The organism is Sphingomonas sp. CD22 (genome assembly GCF_034556155.1).
Classification (GTDB): domain Bacteria; phylum Pseudomonadota; class Alphaproteobacteria; order Sphingomonadales; family Sphingomonadaceae; genus Sphingomonas.
Genome location: NZ_JAYDYX010000003.1, coordinates 95021 through 112666, shown reverse-complemented (window position 1 = coordinate 112666; position 17646 = coordinate 95021). Strand labels below are relative to the sequence as shown.

Here is a 17646-nt window from a genome sequence, read left to right as displayed (position 1 = left end):
TTCGGTCATGGCACGATTCCGCTTGCGGGGGGCTGAATGGGTGCGGGCTGCTGGCTCTTCTGCTGCTGTTGCTGGCGTTCGAGCAATGCCGGCAGGTTGCGCTGGATCAGCCGGCTGGGGTCGTAGAAGGACTGCGCCGAATCGAGCAGCCCGCGGAAGGGCGCCTTGATCCGGATGTTGAACACGAACGGCAGCCGCTGCAGCCGGCGGACGAGGAAGTTGCTCTTCGCGCCCTGCCCCTGCGTCACCCCGGCGAAGCGCACCTCGGTCACCATCTCGCCGGCGAGCGGCCCGTTCATGCCGATCGTCAGGTTGCGGTAGCGCAGCGATTTCAGCGCCTGGAAGGCGATATTGCCCCACAGTCCCAGATCCTTCTGCGAGAGGTCACCGACATAGGCGAGACTGCCGCCGCCCTGCCGCACCGCGAGGCGCCCGCCCTCGATCCGCCCGCCCTGCACGTCGAAGATCATCGGCAGCTCGCCGTCGAAGACGCCGGTCGCGCTCAGGTTCTTGAAGTCGAACTGTTCGAGGAACTGGTCCGCCGCGGCACCCTGGATGCGGAAGGTCATCCGCCGCGCCGCGGATTCGGTGAAGTCGAGTGTCGTCGGCAGCAGCGTCATCGTGCCGCCGGCGAACGGCCAATCGCCGCTGTCGATCCGGACGCGGAGATCGGGGAGCAATTGGTAGACGATCGTGCCGTCGGTGACCGCGATGCCGGGATTGACCGTCTTGATCGTCGCCACCTGCGCCGGCGCGCTCGCGAGGCCCAGCAGGTCGGTAAAGTGCAGGGTCGTGCTGATCCCGGTCACCGGACCGAAGGCGGCGGCGAGATCGGTATCCTTGGTCGCGAACGTGCCGGTCGAGCCGACGCCTTCGGGGCTCCACGCGATATGGCCGTCGCCATTGACGCTGCCGCGCACGTCGGCGACGACGCCGAAGGTCAGGCGGGTGAGCAATTCGGGCTGGAAGTCCTTGGTGAAGGCGATCCCGGGCACGGTCAGATCGGCGGTGCCGCGCCCGCTCGCCAGCGTGTGGCGAATCGCGACATCGGCGACCTTCACGTCTTTCGTCGGCTCGTAGAGCGTCCCGCGCGCGGCGATCGCGCCGCCCACCAGATCGAACGTGACGTCGCGCGCCGCCAGCGTCTTGAAGCGCGGATCGGGTGCGGCATCGTCGACCGTCATCGTCGCCGCCAGCCGCAGCGCACCGCCGCGCAGCGACCAGTCGCCCGCCGCCGCGCCGAGCAGCAGCGGCACGTTGGCGATCTGCCCCGCGCCGCCGCCGAACGTGCCCGCCACCGCGCCGCCGGCGATCCGGCCGGTGAGCTGCGCGAGGTCGATCCGCGTGACCCGCTCCGGGCTGCCCAGCCGCGCCGCGACGCTGTCGAGCACGAAGCCGCCGTCGCCGAGCCGCACCTGCGCACCGCTCGCCGCGACGGTCAGCGGCGTCTGGCCGAGCCGCCCCGCCAGCCGCACCGCCGGCAGCCGCGCCCCGCCGGTCAAGCGTCCATCCGCCAGCGTCACCATCGCCCCGGCGATCGGACACAGCGTCGTACGCAGCGGATCGAGCACCAGCCCCGCCACCGCCAGCCGTTCGATCGCCACCGGCGTACAGGCGGGGTTCGCCACCAAGGTGCCGCGTCCGTTCCAGCGCAGGTCGACCGGCAGCGCCAGCCCGTCGACGCGCCCGTTGCCGAGCGGCCCCGACAACGCCACCCGCGTCGCGATCCGCGTCGCCCCGTCCGGCGTCGCGGTGAAGTCGACCGGCGTCAGCGCCAGCCGCGCACCGCCGGCGGCATAAGGCGCAATCGTCGCGCGGCCGGTGATCGGTCCGCCCGCACGTGCCTGCGCCAGCGCGATCTGCGCATCGGGCAATCCGCCGCCGGCCATGGCGAGGCGCGTATCGATCCGCAGCCGCGCACCCGGCCAGCCTAGGGTCAGCCCCGTACCACCTTCGATTTGCACGCGGGCGCCGCTCGCCGCTTCCAGCGACGCGGCGGTCACCCGCGCCTGCCCCGTGCCGCCGTCCTGCCGGACCGCGAGCGCCGCCGATCCGCCGAACCGATCAGCCGCGCCACGCAGCGCCTGCGCCGCCGCGGCGACCAGCGGCGCGACCGGCGTCCCCGCACCCGCGGCGGTGCCGATCGTCGGCAGCCGATCCGGTGCGATCCGCGCGTTTGCGACGCGGACGGTGCCGGCGAACGTCTGCGCCGCGCCGACCCGATAGCGCCCCTCGATAGCGATGGTCCCCGCGGTCGCGCCGGCTACCGCGGCCGTGCTTGCCGCGAGATCCACCGTTCCGCCCGTCCCCTGCGCGGCGCCATCGAAGGTGACCGCGCCGCGCAGCCCGGCGACCCGCGCACCGGCGCCACGCACCGGTCCGCTCGCCAGCCGGGCGCTGCCCCGCCAGCCGTCCAGCGCCGGCGTCAGCGCCACGTCGATATCCGCCCCGCCCCGTTGCACGTCGACCCCGGCGCAGCGTGCCGCGGCGATCTGCACCGGGCCACGCAGCCGCGGCGCACCGGCGGTCACCGCGACCTTCAGCGCCGCGCGGACCCCGTCGGCGTCGCAACCGCCCTGTGCGAGCCGGTCGCTCACCACCGCGACGGTGCCGGCAAAGCCGCCATCCAGCCGCCCGCGTCCGGCGATCTTCAGCCCCGCGACGCCGAATGGCGTCTCCAGCCGCATCCGCGCATCCGCGACGTCGACGTCGAGCGCCGGCAGCGCGAACGCCTTGCCCGACGACGGCGGGATCACTTTGTCGAGTTCGCCGAGCGACAGCCGTCCATCGATCATCCGCCCGCGCAACCGCACGTGCCCGGCGCGCACCATATCGAGGCGCACGCCGCCGAGGCCGATGCGCGTCCGCGTCTCCAGCCAGTCGGCGACGAGATCGGGATCGGCGGGGTCGCCGATCACCACGTTGGTCAACCGCTGCCGCCCGAACCCCAGATCGCGCACGTCATAACGCGCGACGACGCCGCGCCTGGCGAGTTCGCCGTCGATGACCCGGCTGGCGATCGGCTTGCGTTCGACCCACAGGCCGATCAGCGCGGCGAGCACGACAAGCGCGGTGCCGAGCGCGATCCGTCGCCGCCGACTCCACGACGCGAAGCGTCGCGCCTGCGCGGGCGTCGCGAAGCGTCGCGGCCGCGCGGGCGTATCGTTCAACTCGTCCACGCCCTCGCCCATCGTCGCCCCTCATAGGCGGGGGCGATGCGTCCGCGCAATTGCGCCCATGCCGGACCGACGATAGCCTCGCCGCGATGGCCGCTCCCCCCTCCCCGCCGGACGATGCCGCCGGCCACCGCGAACGGCTGCGCGGGCGGCTGCTCGCCGGCGGCGGCGACGCGCTGCTCGATCACGAGCTGATCGAATATCTGCTGATGCTCGCCATCCCGCGGATCGACACCAAGCCGATCGCCAAGGCCCTGCTACGCGAGTTCGGCGGCATCGGCGGGCTGCTCTGCGCCGATGCCGAGGCGCTGGGCCGGGTCAAGGGCGTCGGCCCCTCCGCTGCCGCCGCGGTCAAGATCGCGCATGCGATCGCGATCCGCCTGCTCAAGGCGGAGGTGACCGAACGCCCGATCCTCGGCAATTGGCAGGCGCTGCTCGATTATCTGCGCGCCGACATGGCGCATCACGGTATCGAGCGATTCCGCGTCCTCCACCTCAACACGCGCAACATGCTCATCCGCGACGAAGTGATGAGCGACGGCTCGATCGATCAGGCCGCGGTCCATGTCCGCGAAGTGATCCGTCGCGCGATCGACCTGGGCTCGGCAGCGATCATCCTCGTCCACAACCATCCGTCCGGCGACCCCGCCCCGAGCCGCGCCGACATCGCCATCACCCGCACCATCGCCGACGCGGGCGCGGCGATGGGCGTCGTGCTGCACGACCACATCATCATCGGTCGCAACGGCCATGTCAGCCTGAAGGCGCAAGGATTGATTTGACGTCGGTGCCGGACTCCCAATCCTGACGGGGGTATTCCGATATCACCGAAAACAATTTCAATGAATACAAAGGGGAAGTGAGTCTAACATTGACTCTCTTCCTGCCCCTATATTCACTCGGTGGATCGATATACGCCGCCGCCAGATCGATTGGCGTCGGATAGCTCGGTAAATTGGGAGATGGGGAAAACAAGATGCTGAAATCATTGGTTCGTTCGACGGCATGCCTGGCGGCGCTGATCGCCGTGACGCCGGCCATGGCGAAAACGTTGACCGTCAAGGTCGATTCGAAGTCGATGCCGTGGGATATGCGCGCCAACCGCACGCTGCGCTACGGCCTCAACGATGGTCGCCCGGCCGCCATCGTCATGGACCCGGCGATCAAGGCGGGCGCGACGATAACGATCACCGCGTCGGGATCGACCGCCTATATGCGTGGCGGCCGCTCGTTGGGGCCGGACGGCGACACGTCCTGGCCGAACGATCGCGGCAATTTCGACTATCTCCCCAGCCACCATATGAGGGCGGCGAAAGAGCCGATCTTCCTCGACGAACTGGTCGGCGCGTTCATCTCCGGCGACGGCGTCATCGTCGGCAGCCCGTTCCCGATCGGCCGCAGTACCAAATTGGTCGTGCCGGCCGGCGCCGCCGGCATCTCGATGGGGCTCAACGACGATGCCTTCTTCGACAACAGCGGCACGCTGTCGGTGACGATCGATATCCCGGTCGCATCCGTCACCGTCGAGGACGCCGATGCCAAGCCGGGCGCTGGCGCGCCGGCGGGCGCCCCCGCCCCCGCGCCGGCGGCACCCGCGACCGTGCATCGCGTCTCGGTCGCAATCGACGCCGCCACCGCGCCCTGGGACCCGGTGGCGAATGCCGCGACGCTGCCGATCGGCGCCAAGGGGGCGAAGCCGCCGGTGGTCGTCCCTATCGAGGTGCCCGCCGGCAAGGCGGTGATCTTCGCCGAAGGCACGACCAACACCGCCGAGGCGGCCGGCGTCGGTGCGATCGGCAACGAAAAGAAGACGATCAACGACACGCTGTCGCCCGATGGCCAGCGCTATCCCAGCTTCTACGTGCCCAAATTGCTTTATCCCGCCTATCGTCACGGGCTAGTCGCGGTGTTCGTCGACGCCAAGGGTGCGGTGGTCAGCCGGCCGTTCATGGTCGGCAAGGGTGTCCGCCTGCCGATTCCGGATGCCGCGGCGGGACTGGCCCTCGGCTTCAACGACGTCGATTTCACCGGCAACACCGGCACGCTTCACGTCACCGTCGAATTGCCACCACAGCAGTAACCGTCCGAACGAAAGGTGCCGCCGGATCGCACCGGCGGCCCCTTTTCTCACGTCACCCCGAGGTTACGACTGGCCCTTGCTCAGGAAGCCGATCAATTCGGGTTGAGAGACCGACTGGCTCTTGTCGGTGTCGGCCTGGGCGAAGGCGGCGTTCACCCATTTCTTGGTCGAGGCGCTTTCGGCGCTCGCCTTGGGGTCGCTGGCCTGTTTCAGCTTGACCATCCAGCTGGCGAATTCGGCCTTTTCGAGCTTGCCGTCCTTGTTGGCGTCATAGGTCGGGAATTCGGTCTGGACCACCGTCGCGACCTGATCGGCGCCTGCGGGTTGCGTTGCCGCAGTCTGCGCAGGGTCGGTCGCAGTCGTCGCATCGGCAGGCGTCGTCGATTGCGGCTGCGCCTCAACAGAACCCGAATCCGGCACAGTTTGTCCCGGCGTCGTCTGAGTTGGTGCAGTATTGGTCTGCGTTTTCGCCAGAGCAGGCGCGGATAACGTCATCACTCCGGCGAGAAGAGCATATTTCAGCATTACCTGTCTCCCATCGTACTACATGAAGCATGCGCCGATCGACTGTGCCGACCGCATCGCATACTTGATGTGGGAAATGATCCTTCGCATGCAATGGTTCCGGATCGGGAGGTTTGTCGCAGGCCGCCCCTGCTGCTACTGCGCCGCAGAAATCCGCGAGTCGGGCCGAAATGGCCGCGACGAGCCGTGCTCCCGTCAGGACGAAGAAACACTATGGTCCCCCGTTATTCCCGCCCCGAGATGACCGCGATCTGGACCCCGGAGGCGCGTTTCCGCATCTGGTTCGAGATCGAGGCGCATGCCACCGATGCGCTCGCCGACCTGGGCGTCGTGCCCAGGGAAGCCGCCGAGGCATTGTGGGCGTGGTGGCGCACCAACCCGGCGATCGACGTGCCCGCGATCGACGCGATCGAGGCGGTCACCAAGCATGACGTCATCGCCTTCCTCACCTGGGTCGCGGACAACGTCGGCGATCAGGCGCGCTTCATGCATCAGGGCATGACCTCGTCCGACGTGCTCGACACCTGCCTCGCGGTGCAGCTCGCGCGCGCCGCCGACATCCTGCTCGCCGACCTCGACGCCTTGCTCGCGGTGCTCAAGCGCCGCGCGGTCGAGCACAAGCTGACGCCGACGATCGGCCGCAGCCACGGCATCCATGCCGAGCCGGTCACCTTCGGCCTCAAGCTCGCGCAGGCCTATGCCGAGTTCGACCGCTGCAAGACCCGGCTGATCGCGGCGCGCGCCGATATCGCCACCTGCGCGATCTCGGGTGCGGTCGGCACCTTCGCCAATATCGATCCGTCGGTGGAGGAGCATGTCGCCGCCAAGCTCGGCCTGTCGGTCGAGCCCGTGTCGACGCAGGTCATCCCGCGCGACCGCCATGCGATGTTCTTCGCGACGCTGGGCGTGATCGCCTCGTCGATCGACCGGCTCGCCACCGAGGTCCGCCACCTCCAGCGCACCGAAGTGCTCGAGGCGGAGGAATATTTCTCGCCCGGCCAGAAGGGCTCGTCGGCGATGCCGCACAAGCGCAATCCGGTGCTGACCGAGAACCTCACCGGCCTCGCGCGGATGGTGCGCGGCTATGTCACGCCGGCGCTGGAGAATGTCGCGCTGTGGCACGAGCGCGACATCTCGCACTCGTCGGTCGAGCGTTATATCGGCCCCGACGCGACGATCACGCTCGACTTCGCGCTGGCGCGCCTCACCGGCGTGATCGACAAACTGCTCGTCTACCCCGAGCGGATGGACAAGAACCTCAACAAGATGGGCGGGCTCGTCCATTCGCAGCGCGTGCTGCTCGCGCTCACCCAGGCGGGTGTCAGCCGCGAGGATTCCTATCGCCTCGTCCAGCGCAACGCGATGAAGGTCTGGGAATCGGACGGACAGCTCTCGCTGCTCGAATTGCTCAAGGCCGACCCCGAGGTCACCGCGGCGCTGTCGCCGGCACAGCTCGAGGAGAAGTTCGACCTCGGCTATCATCTCAAGCACGTCGACACGATTTTCGCGCGGGTGTTCGGGTAAGCCATTCCTCCCCGGCACGGGGAGGGGGACCGCTCGGCGCCAGCCGAGGGGTGGAGGGGGATCGCCGCAGACGCAGCGCTTGCGAAATCCCCCCTCCGTCACCGCTGCGCGGTGCCACCTCCCCGTGCCGGGGAGGATTTGCTCACACCCATTGCGCCAGCCAGTCGGCCAGCCCCTGCGGCGACAGCGAGCGCGCATCCGCCAGCGCCGTCTCGCGCCCGGCATTGACCACCCGGTCGGTCTTCGGATCGACGATCAGCAGCGCGGGCACCCCGGCCGGCCGGCCCTTGATCCCGTAGCGTGCGGGAATGTCGAGATTCTTGTCGAACCGGCCGATATCCACCGTGACCACCTCGTAATGGCGCGCGACGAAGCCGCGCATCGTCGGCAGCTCCATCACGCCGGCGAGCAGCCGGCAATCGAGGCACCAATTGCCGCCGAGATCGATCAGCAGCTTCTTGTGCCCCTTGAGCGCACGCACCTTGGCCGCGGCGACCGCCGCCTTCGCATCGGCATTGCCGTCGTACGGCAGCGGCAGCGGCTGCGACAATTGCTCGAAGCTCGCCGCCCCCACCCGCGGCGCGGCGACCCGCGCATCGGCAGCGACGGCGACCGTCAACGACGCTACCGCGAGCATCGCGGCATAAGGCAATCTGGGCATCGGCATCTCCCGAACGACAAAGCGGCAGTCTGACGTACGCGATATGGGTCTGGCAAGCGTCCGCTACACGGGTCCGACGTTGGCATTATTACAGTTGCGTGAAACGCATTGGCGCATGCAAGCAACAATGTTGCGATCTCAAGCAATTATAGCCATCTCGCGCTTGCCGGATATTCCTCCGGCATCGGAGACCTTCCATGCGCATGTTCGAAACCGCAGCCAGCAGCGTGCTGGCGATCGCGGCCCAGGCGCTGGTGGTCGGGGTGATCATTTCCACCCTTTGACCCATCGGCCCGCCCGCCCCCTTGCCCGCACGGGCCGAGAGGGCGTGGCTCGGGCGGCCGCCTCAATCCCGCGCGTAGCGGGCGTCGAATTCGCGGTTGGACATCACGAGATAACGGATCGCGTCGATCAGCGCCCATGGCCCGGTGACGAGCATCCCGACGACGGTGAGCGTCATCACGAGCATGACGACCCCCGATCCGGTCCGCCCCAGATAGAAGCGATGGATGCCGAGCGTCCCCAGGAAAAGGGCGAGCAGCGCGGCGACGATCTTGTTGCGATCGCTCGCCGGCTCGCGCGGTGCCGGATGCCTCGCCGCCGCTACGCCGCCCGCGGCAGGCATCGCGAAGACGCTCAGCGCGCGATCGCCCTCGGCCTCGAAATCGACGTGGAGGCCGATCGCCGGTTCGCCGCGCTGCGCCCAATCCTCGGGGGTGAAGCGATAGCGCCGGCCGTCGTCGCCCGCGACCAGCCCTTCGCCGGTCCGCTGATCCACCCCCAACACCTGTCCGCGCATGCATGTCCCCCGGTTTACGAAGCGCGCATCATCCGCATCCGCGACAAGGGCGCAAGATGGCGTGAATTGCGGCGGAAGCGAGAGCTCTGTTGAACACTTCATATACCCCGGCGAAGGCCGGGGCCCAGCTGGGGAGGCCGTTGCAAGTCATTACAGACCTTCACCCAACTGGGCCCCGGCCTTCGCCGGGGTGCAGCCATGGTAAGTCACGGACTGCGTTTTGCGGAGGGCTTGCCATTGTTTAGCCCCCGTCCCGCAGGAGCAACGCCGTGCCCGTGAGAGGGTGAACCTCGCGACACGTCCGCCATAACGGGGTGGATCAGGCTCGAGTCCGATCTCACCCCGCGTCGTGCGCGCCTCACTCCGCGGCGAACACGCCCTTCAGCTTGGCGAAGAAGCCCTGACTGTCGGGGCATTCGTCGCCCGTCTCGGTCTCGCGGAACAGTTCGAGCAGCTCGCGCTGCCGCACCGACAGCTTGGTCGGCGTCTCGACCTCGATCTGGATGACCAGATCGCCCTGCCCGCGGCCTTGCAGCACCGGCATGCCCGCACCGCGCTGGCGAAGCTGCTTGCCCGACTGGATGCCCGCCGGGATCTTGATCTCATGCGTGCGCCCGTCCAGCCCGGGGATCGACAGCGCGCCGCCCAGGGCCGCGGTCGTGAAGCTGATCGGCGCGCGCGCGAACAGCGTCGTGCCTTCGCGCTCGAAGATCGGGTGCCGCTTGACGTGGAGGAAGATGTACAGATCGCCCGCCGGCGCGCCCCGCGGTCCCGCCTCGCCCTCGCCGGACAGGCGGATGCGCGTGCCTTCGTCGACACCGGGCGGCACGTTGACGCTCAGCGTCTTGGTCTTCTCGACACGCCCCTCGCCGCGGCAGTCCGGGCAGGGATCGGCGATGATCTCGCCCGCGCCCTGACATACCGGACAGGCGCGCTCGACGACGAAGAAACCCTGCTGCGCGCGCACCTTGCCGTGACCGTTGCACTGCCGGCAGGTCGACGCGTGCGTTCCGGGCTTGGCACCCGAGCCGTGGCAGGTGTCGCATTGTGCCGAGACGTCGACGGTGATCTCGGTCGCCTTGCCATGGAACGCCTCTTCCAGGCTGACTTCCATGTCGTAGCGCAGATCGGCGCCGCGGCGCTGCTGCGCCCGGCCGCCGCCGCGCGCACCGCCCATGAACTCGCCGAACACCGATTCGAAGATATCGGAGAAGCCGCCGAAGTCCTGCGCACCGCCACCGCCGCCGCCGTTCTGGAACGCGGCATGGCCGTAGCGATCATAGGCCGCGCGCTTCTGCGGGTCCTTCAGGACCTCATAGGCTTCGCTGACCGCCTTGAACTTGGCTTCGCTGTCCTTGCACCCGGCATTCTTGTCCGGATGGTATTTCATCGCGAGCTTGCGATAGGCCGACTTGATCGTCGCGCCATCCGCACCGCGCTCGCATTCGAGCAATTCGTAATAATCGACTGTGCTGCTCATGATCGCCTCGCCGCCCCCCGGCCGTCACCCCGGCCGATGCCGGGGCCTCCCCGATGACGGGAGCTGCCGGCGGGCCGGTCGCGGGCGAAGCATCGCTTCGCCGGGACCGCCGCTGGCATGACGGTGGAGATCATAAGTGGTTACGCCTTGTGGTCGTCGACTTCCGAGAATTCGGCATCGACCACGTCATCCTTCGGTGCCTCACCGGCACCATTCTCGGGAGACGCATCGGCCTGGGCCTGCTTCTCGTAGATCGCCTGGCCGAGCTTCATCGCCACCTGCGCGAGCGCCTGCGACTTTTCGGTCATCTGATCGGCATCGCCGCTCTCGACCGCCGCCTTGGCGGCGTCGATCGCCGACTGGATCTCGCCCTTCAGTGCCTCGTCAACCTTGTCGCCGTTGTCGGCGAGCTGGCGCTCCGTCGTGTGGATCAGCGATTCGGCGTTGTTCTTCGCCTCGGCGCCGGCGCGACGCTTCTTGTCCTCGTCGGCGAACTTCTCCGCGTCGCGGACCATCTGCTCGATGTCGTTGTCCGACAGACCGCCCGAGGCCTGGATGCGGATTTGCTGCTCCTTGCCGGTGCCCTTGTCCTTGGCGGAGACGTTGACGATGCCGTTGGCGTCGATATCGAACGTGACCTCGATCTGCGGCACGCCACGCGGCGCCGGCGGAATGCCGACCAGGTCGAACTGGCCGAGCATCTTGTTGTCCGCCGCCATCTCGCGTTCGCCCTGGAACACGCGGATCGTCACCGCGCCCTGATTGTCGTCCGCGGTCGAATAGGTCTGCGACTTCTTGGTCGGGATCGTCGTGTTGCGGTCGATCATCCGGGTGAACACGCCACCCAGCGTCTCGATGCCGAGCGACAGCGGCGTCACGTCGAGCAGCAGCACGTCCTTGACGTCACCCTGCAACACGCCCGCCTGGATCGCGGCACCCATCGCGACGACCTCGTCCGGGTTGACGCCGGTGTGCGGCTCCTTGCCGAAGAAGGTCTTCACCGCCTCGCGGACCTTCGGCATGCGCGTCATGCCGCCGACCAGCACGACCTCGCTGATGTCGTCGGTCTTCACGCCGGCATCGGCGAGCGCCTTCTTCATCGGCTCGATGGTGCGCTTGATGAGGTCGTCGACGAGACGCTCCAGATCGGCGCGGCTGATCGTCTTGACGAGGTGCTTCGGGCCGTTCTGATCGGCGGTGATGAACGGCAGGTTGACCTCGGTCGAGGCTGCCGACGACAGCTCGATCTTCGCCTTCTCGGCGGCTTCCTTCAGGCGCTGCAGCGCGAGCTTGTCCTTGGCGAGGTCGATGCCCTCGTCCTTCTTGAAGCCCTCGGCGAGATATTCGACCAGCTTGTTGTCGAAATCCTCACCGCCCAGGAAGGTGTCGCCGTTGGTCGCCTTCACCTCGAACACGCCGTCGCCGATCTCGAGGATCGAGACGTCGAACGTGCCGCCGCCAAGGTCGTAGACCGCGATCGTCTTGCCGTCCTGCTTCTCGAGGCCATAGGCCAACGCCGCCGCGGTCGGCTCGTTGATGATGCGCAGCACTTCGAGGCCGGCGATCTGGCCGGCGTCCTTGGTCGCCTGACGCTGGGCGTCGTTGAAATAAGCAGGAACCGTGATGACCGCCTGCGTCACCGTCTCGCCGAGATACGATTCGGCGGTTTCCTTCATCTTCTGCAGCGTGAAGGCGCTGATCTGCGACGGGGAATAATCCTTGCCGCCCGCCTGCACCCATGCGTCGCCGTTCTGGCCGCGCACGATGTGGTACGGGACCAGCTCGGTGTCCTTCTTGGTGATCGGATCGTCGAACCGACGACCGATCAGGCGCTTCACCGCGAAGATCGTGTTGTCGCCGTTGGTGACGGCCTGACGCTTCGCCGGCTGGCCGACCAGACGCTCGCCGTCCTTGGCGAAGGCGACGATCGACGGCGTGGTGCGCGCGCCTTCCGCATTCTCGATCACCTTGGGCTTGCCGCCCTCCATCACCGCAACGCAGCTGTTGGTCGTGCCGAGGTCGATACCGATTACTTTAGCCATGTGTGCTTACTGAGCCCCTCACATACGAAACGATGGCAAAAATCATTGCCGAACCCAGGGAACCTTTGCCCCGTTACGGCAGCGAAAGCTCCTGTGTATGGCGGCGATATAGGTGGGGTTCCGCTTGCCGCAAGACGGTGGCGACCATAGGGCTGTGACAGAAATGATCGCGTTTGCGGGAAGAGGAGCGACGATGCGCCGGACAGGAGTGGGAACGATGCTGGTGCTCGCCGCCGCACTGGGCGGCTGCGGCGGACCGGACCGGGTCGAGGTGGACGACGCGTGGATCCGCCTGCCGGCGGTGCCGGGCCGGCCGGGTGCGGCCTATTTCACGCTGCACGGCGGTCGTTCCGACGCGACGCTGATCGACGTCACCGCCGACATCGCGGTACGCGCCGAGATGCACGAGAGCATGGCCGGCGATAGCGGCATGACGGCGATGAAGCCGCTCGCCCGCGTGGCCGTACCGGCGAAGACCAAGGTCGCCTTCACCCCGGGCGGCCGCCACGTCATGCTGTTCGACATCAACCCCAAGGCGAAAGCCGGCCGAATCTACAAGCTGACGCTCAACTTCGGGAATGGCGGCCGGCTGTACGTCGATGCGATGACGGTGAGTGCGGCCGCGGCGGCACCGGATTTCTGATGGGGGAAGCATATCCCCCCCTCTTCGTCATCCCGGCGAACGGGCGGACAGGATGACGATCCCGACGACCCGCGCCCTCACCGACGGCGAACGCAGCCTTGCGGCGTCGGTCTTCCGCGACACGATCGACTATGACGCGGTCCGTCTGTCGCGCAGCAAATGGGCGTTCTTCCAGCCGCGCGACACGGTGATGGCACCGCGCGGCTGCATCCACTTCCACCCCAAGGGCCAGAGCTGGCGCGACGATTTCGCCGCTGCCGCGCTGACCGACCAGGGGCTGTTCATCCACGAGATGGTCCACATCTGGCAGCACCAGCGCGGCATCTTCCTGCCGCTCGCGCGGCATCCGTGGTGCCGCTACGATTACGCCCTCAAGCCCGGCCAGCCGCTCCACCGCTACGGCATCGAGCAGCAGGGCGAGATCGTCCGCCACGCCTTCCTGCTCCGCCACGGCGCGCGCGTGCCCGGCGCGCCGAGCCTCGCGCAATATGAGACGCTGCTGCCGTTCGGCTGAGCGCCCGCTCTACAATGCGTCGAAGTCGATCGCGCCATGCCGGTCGAGCGTCCGCGGCGCCTCGGGCATCGGATATTTGAGCCCGGTCGCGCAATTGAACAGCACCACGCGCTCGTCCTCGTCGACCTCGCCGGTGCGCAGCGCCTCGCGATAGGCGGCGAGCGTCGCGCCGCCCTCGGGACACAGCAGCAGCCCGTCCTTGCGTGCCGCCTCGTCCACCGCCTTGAGGATCGCGGGGTCGCCCACCCCCAGCGCCTTGCCGCCGCTCGCCCGCACCGCGCGCAGGATCAGGAAGTCGCCCACCGCCTTCGGCACGCGGATGCCCGCCGCGACGGTATGCGCATCCTCCCAGCGTGTCGCATGTTCGACGCCCTCCTCGAAGGCGCGGACGATCGGCGCGCAACCGCTCGCCTGCACCGCATACATGCGCGGCCGCTTCGCGCCGATCCAGCCCAGCGCCTCCAGCTCGTCGAACGCCTTCCACATGCCGATCAGCCCGGTGCCGCCGCCGGTGGGATAGAAGATCGCATCGGGCAATTCCCAGCCGAATTGCGCGGCGAGTTCCAGCCCCATCGTCTTCTTGCCCTCGATCCGATACGGCTCTTTCAGCGTGGAGAAATCGAACCAGCGTCCCTCGGCGGCGCCCTTGCCGACGATCGCCCCGCAATCATCGATCAGGCCGTTGACCCGCCACACCCGCGCGCCCTGCATCGCGATCTCGCGCACGTTCACTTCCGGCGTGTCCTCGGGGCAGAAGACGATCGTCTCGATCCCCACCCGCGTCGCATAAGCGGCGAGTGCCGCCCCGGCATTGCCGTTGGTCGGCATCGCGATGCGGGTGACGCCCAGCTCCTTGGCCATCGCCACTGCCATCACCAGCCCACGCGCCTTGAAGCTGCCGGTCGGCAATCGCCCCTCGTCCTTGACCCAGACGTTGGTGCTGCCCGCGCTTTTCGGGATCGGGATCAGCGGCGTCTCGATCTCCCCAAGGCTTATGACATGCTCAGACCCCCGCACCGGCAGCACCTCCCGCCACCGCCACATGTCGGTCTGCCGTGCTGCCAGCGCGTCGCGCGACAGGGTCGCCTTCACCGCGTCGAGGTCGTAGCGCACCAGCAACGGCCGTCCCGCACGCGACAGGCCGTGCAGCCGGTCCGCGTCGTAGCGCTCGCCGGTCAGCGAGCATTCGAGATGCGTGACGAAGGTCGGGCGATCGGCGGTGAGATTGGGGTTGAGCTGCATGCGTGTCTCGCTTTTGGAAGACCGTCGGGTCGCAGACCGGTCATATCCGGTCGCTAGCCTCAATCCATGCCTATCGCCTTCGATCCCGACAAGGATGCGATCAACATCGCAAAACACGGCCTGTCGCTAGCCGAGTTACGACCGTTCGACTCGGACCGGTTGTACGCGTCGACGAGCGATTCGATTATGGGGAGCAGCGCTATCAGGCATTCGGCCGGAGCGACGGCAAGGCACATTGCCTCGTGTTCACCTTCACCGACATGGGCATTCGCGCTATAAGTTTTTGCCGCGCGCACGAGAAGGAGCTTCGCCGTTATGAATAGGCCGGACCCGACACCGCCCTTCGACGCCGATCCTGATTTCGACGACAATCCCGAATGGACCGAGGAGGATTTCGCAAAGGCGCGCCCCGCAAGCGAGGTACTGCCGCCCGAAATCGTCGCGATGCTGGTCCGCTCGGATACCGAATGGGAAGAGGTGACGCTGCATCTCGACCCTGACGTGATTGAAAAATTCCGCGCCACCGGCCCCGGCTGGGAGGCGCGCATCAACGCGGTGCTGCGCGACGCGGAGCCGTTCAACGACATCCAGTCGCACGCCGCGTAATCGGCGCGACCCCGGTTTAACCAACCGGAGCCGCCGCCCACCTCAATCCGGCTTCTTCGCCACGCCGACCAGCGCCGGGCGCAGCAGGCGATCCTTAAGCATATAGCCCGCCTGCATCTCTTGCACGATGGTGCCGGGTTCTGCGTCGCTCGGCACTTCCATCATCGCCTGGTGCTTGTTGGGGTCGAGCATCGCGCCCATCGCCTTGACCTTGGTGATGCCGTTGCGGGTGAACACGCTTTCCAACTCGCGGCCGGTCGCTTCCAGCCCGGTCACCAGCCCCTTCAGCCGCTCGTCGCCGCGCAGATCGGCCGGGATCGCCGACAGGCCGCGCGCCAGATTGTCGGCGACCGACAGGATGTCGCGCGCGAACGAGGTCGTCGCATAATTGCGCGCGTCCGACACTTCCTTCTCGGTACGGCGGCGGAGGTTCTGGATCTCGGCCTGAGCATACAGAGTCTGCTGCTTGGCGTCGGCGAGCTGGTTCTCGAGGTCGGCGATCCGCGCCGCCGCGCCGTCATGCTCCGCCACTTCGGGAGCGGCCTCCGCCGTCTCCTGGCGCAGTGCTTCCACGTCGATCTTGGTCTCTTCGGTCATGTAGGTCCCTGTAGTGTCAGCCCATCAATCGGGCGAGCGTTGCCGCCGTGAAATCCACCATGGGCACGACGCGCGCATAGTTCAACCGCGTCGGCCCGATCACGCCGACCACGCCGACCACCCGCCCGCCGGGTCCGCGGAACGGCCGCGCGATCACCGAAGACCCTGATAAAGCGAACAATTTGTTCTCCGCACCGATGAAGATGCGGGTCGCGTCGCCGGCACTTGCACTGTCGAGCAGATGCGCGATTTCCTGCTTGCCCTCGAGGTCGTCGAGCAGATCGCGCACCCGGTCGAGGTCGGCCGCGGCGGCGGCGTCGATCAGCCGCCCCTGCCCGCGCACGATCAGCACCGGCCGCCGCGCGCCGTCCTCGCTCCATACGGCCAGCCCCGCCTCGACCAGCGCCCGCGCCGCGCCGTCGAGCGCCGCCTCGCCCTCCGCCATCTGCCGCCCGACACGCGCGCGCGCCTCGGCGAGCGTCAGGCCGGACAGCGTCGCCGTCATGTAATTGCCCGCCTCGACCAACGCCGAGGGCGTCATCCCCGCGGGAAGCTGGATCACCCGGTTCTCCACCGAGCCATCCTCGCTGACCAGCACCGCCATCGCCTGATCGGGCGACAGCGCGACGAATCCGATCGACCGCAGCGCCAGTTCGCGCTTGGGCACCATCACCAGCCCCGCGCAGGCCGACAGGCCCGACAATGCCGCGGTCGTCGCCGCCAGCGCCTCCTCGACCGGACCGCGATGCCCGGCGCGCGCCTCGATCGCGGCGCGTTCCTCGGCGGAGGGTTCGAGCGCCTGCATCATCCCGTCGACGAACAGGCGCAGCCCGCGTTCGGTCGGGATACGGCCGGCGCTGGTATGCGGGCTGGCGAGCAGCCCCAGTTCCTCCAGCTCCTGCATCACGCCGCGGATCGACGCCGGCGACAGGTTGAGCCCGGAGGCGATCGCGATCGTCTTCGACCCCACCGGCATGCCGTTTTCGACATAGCCGTCGACCACGGCACGGAAGATGTCGCGGGCGCGATCGGTGAGTTCGGTGACCGGTTGTGCCATGCGCTTTATCTAGGCCGGATCGTGGCGGCGCAACAGGCCTGCGCCGCCGTCTGCGCCGATACCGGCGATCCACCGCATGCGGATCGCCGGTGGAGGACGCGCCTCACGATGCCCCCGGCCGCTGCGGGGTGCCGATCAGGCCGGCGATCGGCAGCAGCGCCGCCGCGCCGCGCAGCGCCTCGCGCATCGCGGGATCGCCGCAGCCGTAATAGAAAGCGAGATGCTGGCGTCCGCCGCTCGCCTCGCTCCATGTCACGTCGACGCTGGGCAGGTCGGTCGGTGCGTTGCGGCAATCGGGCGTCCCGGGCTGATAGATCGTCTCGCTGCCATGCGGCCGATACGGTGCCAGTCTGGCGGCGAACAGGTGATAGGCGGCGGCCGATGCCTGGAAGGTGCGCGTTCCCGCGACGGTGGTGAACCGTTTGCCCTCGAACGTCCCCTTGCCGTCCGGCGCGATCGTCACGGCATAGACCGGGCAGGTACCGTGGCAGGCGCCGGTTTCGTAGCGGATCGTCTCGCTTTCCAACGCCACCGGCTTGCCGTCGCCGCGCGACGCGTCGACGACCACGCATCCCGACAGGCCGATCGCCGCCAATGCTACACCCAAGACCGTGCCGCGCATGTCCTTCTCCCCTTGCTCACCACTGGCGTGTGCCAGCCGTGCCGTCTAGGGCTGCGCCATCGAACCTTGAGGAGAGTT

The 17646-nt window shown here is 68.0% G+C and carries 17 protein-coding genes; 7 read left to right on the top strand and 10 right to left on the bottom strand.

Annotation, left to right across the window (positions count from 1 at the left end; translation table 11 throughout):
* Positions 1–5: 5 nt before the first annotated feature.
* Positions 6–3179: a YdbH domain-containing protein gene (locus tag SFC76_RS06870; protein WP_322848747.1), complete on the bottom strand. Its 3174-nt coding sequence runs from the start codon at positions 3177–3179 to the stop codon at positions 6–8.
* Between the two features lie 86 nt (positions 3180–3265).
* Here SFC76_RS06870 and radC point away from each other — a divergent pair, with 86 nt between their 5' ends.
* Positions 3266–3958, top strand: a complete 693-nt coding sequence (radC, locus tag SFC76_RS06865) for a RadC family protein (RefSeq protein WP_322848746.1) — start codon at positions 3266–3268, stop codon at positions 3956–3958.
* 194 nt (positions 3959–4152) lie between these two features.
* Positions 4153–5256, top strand: coding sequence for a hypothetical protein (locus SFC76_RS06860; RefSeq protein ID WP_322848745.1), 1104 nt, complete (start codon positions 4153–4155; stop codon positions 5254–5256).
* A gap of 63 nt (positions 5257–5319) precedes the next feature.
* Here the strand turns inward: SFC76_RS06860 and SFC76_RS06855 are convergent, their stop codons facing one another.
* The gene (locus SFC76_RS06855; RefSeq protein ID WP_322848744.1) at positions 5320–5781 is read right to left on the bottom strand and encodes an EF-hand domain-containing protein; all 462 of its coding nucleotides are present in this window, start codon (positions 5779–5781) and stop codon (positions 5320–5322) included.
* Positions 5782–5994: 213 nt separating this feature from the next.
* Between SFC76_RS06855 and purB the strand changes: the two genes are divergently transcribed.
* Positions 5995–7305, top strand: a complete 1311-nt coding sequence (purB, locus tag SFC76_RS06850; RefSeq protein WP_322848743.1) for an adenylosuccinate lyase — start codon at positions 5995–5997, stop codon at positions 7303–7305.
* 142 nt (positions 7306–7447) lie between these two features.
* Here the strand turns inward: purB and SFC76_RS06845 are convergent, their stop codons facing one another.
* From SFC76_RS06845 to dnaK, 4 genes are all read right to left on the bottom strand, one after another.
* Complete coding sequence (locus tag SFC76_RS06845) at positions 7448–7966, bottom strand: thioredoxin family protein (RefSeq protein WP_416222394.1); 519 nt, start codon at positions 7964–7966, stop codon at positions 7448–7450.
* A 346-nt stretch (positions 7967–8312) separates the two neighbouring features.
* On the bottom strand, positions 8313–8765 hold the full coding sequence (locus SFC76_RS06840; protein WP_322848742.1) for a TM2 domain-containing protein: 453 nt from the start codon (positions 8763–8765) through the stop codon (positions 8313–8315).
* A 358-nt stretch (positions 8766–9123) separates the two neighbouring features.
* On the bottom strand, positions 9124–10245 hold the full coding sequence (gene dnaJ, locus SFC76_RS06835; protein WP_322848741.1) for a molecular chaperone DnaJ: 1122 nt from the start codon (positions 10243–10245) through the stop codon (positions 9124–9126).
* A 140-nt stretch (positions 10246–10385) separates the two neighbouring features.
* The gene (dnaK, locus tag SFC76_RS06830; RefSeq protein WP_322848740.1) at positions 10386–12287 is read right to left on the bottom strand and encodes a molecular chaperone DnaK; all 1902 of its coding nucleotides are present in this window, start codon (positions 12285–12287) and stop codon (positions 10386–10388) included.
* A 193-nt stretch (positions 12288–12480) separates the two neighbouring features.
* Between dnaK and SFC76_RS06825 the strand changes: the two genes are divergently transcribed.
* Positions 12481–12930 carry a copper chaperone PCu(A)C gene (locus tag SFC76_RS06825; protein WP_322848739.1) on the top strand — a complete coding sequence of 150 codons (450 nt, stop codon included), beginning with the start codon at positions 12481–12483 and terminating at the stop codon, positions 12928–12930.
* 52 nt (positions 12931–12982) lie between these two features.
* A complete protein-coding gene (locus SFC76_RS06820) occupies positions 12983–13444 on the top strand; it encodes a vgr related protein (RefSeq protein ID WP_322848738.1) in 462 nt (153 codons plus the stop codon).
* 9 nt (positions 13445–13453) lie between these two features.
* Here the strand turns inward: SFC76_RS06820 and SFC76_RS06815 are convergent, their stop codons facing one another.
* On the bottom strand, positions 13454–14686 hold the full coding sequence (locus tag SFC76_RS06815) for a threonine synthase (RefSeq protein WP_322848737.1): 1233 nt from the start codon (positions 14684–14686) through the stop codon (positions 13454–13456).
* Between the two features lie 2 nt (positions 14687–14688).
* On the opposite strand from SFC76_RS06815, the gene SFC76_RS19585 reads away from it, so the two are divergent.
* Positions 14689–15009 carry a BrnT family toxin gene (locus SFC76_RS19585; protein ID WP_416222393.1) on the top strand — a complete coding sequence of 107 codons (321 nt, stop codon included), beginning with the start codon at positions 14689–14691 and terminating at the stop codon, positions 15007–15009.
* Positions 15002–15292 (top strand): BrnA antitoxin family protein, encoded by a 291-nt coding sequence (locus tag SFC76_RS06810; protein WP_322848736.1) that lies wholly within the window; start codon positions 15002–15004, stop codon positions 15290–15292. Before SFC76_RS19585 ends, SFC76_RS06810 begins: the two co-directional genes overlap by 8 nt.
* A gap of 42 nt (positions 15293–15334) precedes the next feature.
* On the opposite strand, the gene grpE is transcribed toward SFC76_RS06810, so the two are convergent.
* From grpE to SFC76_RS06795, 3 genes are all read right to left on the bottom strand, one after another.
* Positions 15335–15889, bottom strand: a complete 555-nt coding sequence (gene grpE / locus SFC76_RS06805; protein ID WP_322848735.1) for a nucleotide exchange factor GrpE — start codon at positions 15887–15889, stop codon at positions 15335–15337.
* A gap of 16 nt (positions 15890–15905) precedes the next feature.
* The gene (gene hrcA / locus SFC76_RS06800; RefSeq protein ID WP_322848734.1) at positions 15906–16946 is read right to left on the bottom strand and encodes a heat-inducible transcriptional repressor HrcA; all 1041 of its coding nucleotides are present in this window, start codon (positions 16944–16946) and stop codon (positions 15906–15908) included.
* Between the two features lie 103 nt (positions 16947–17049).
* Positions 17050–17568, bottom strand: a complete 519-nt coding sequence (locus SFC76_RS06795) for a DUF6438 domain-containing protein (protein WP_322848733.1) — start codon at positions 17566–17568, stop codon at positions 17050–17052.
* Positions 17569–17646: the final 78 nt, after the last annotated feature.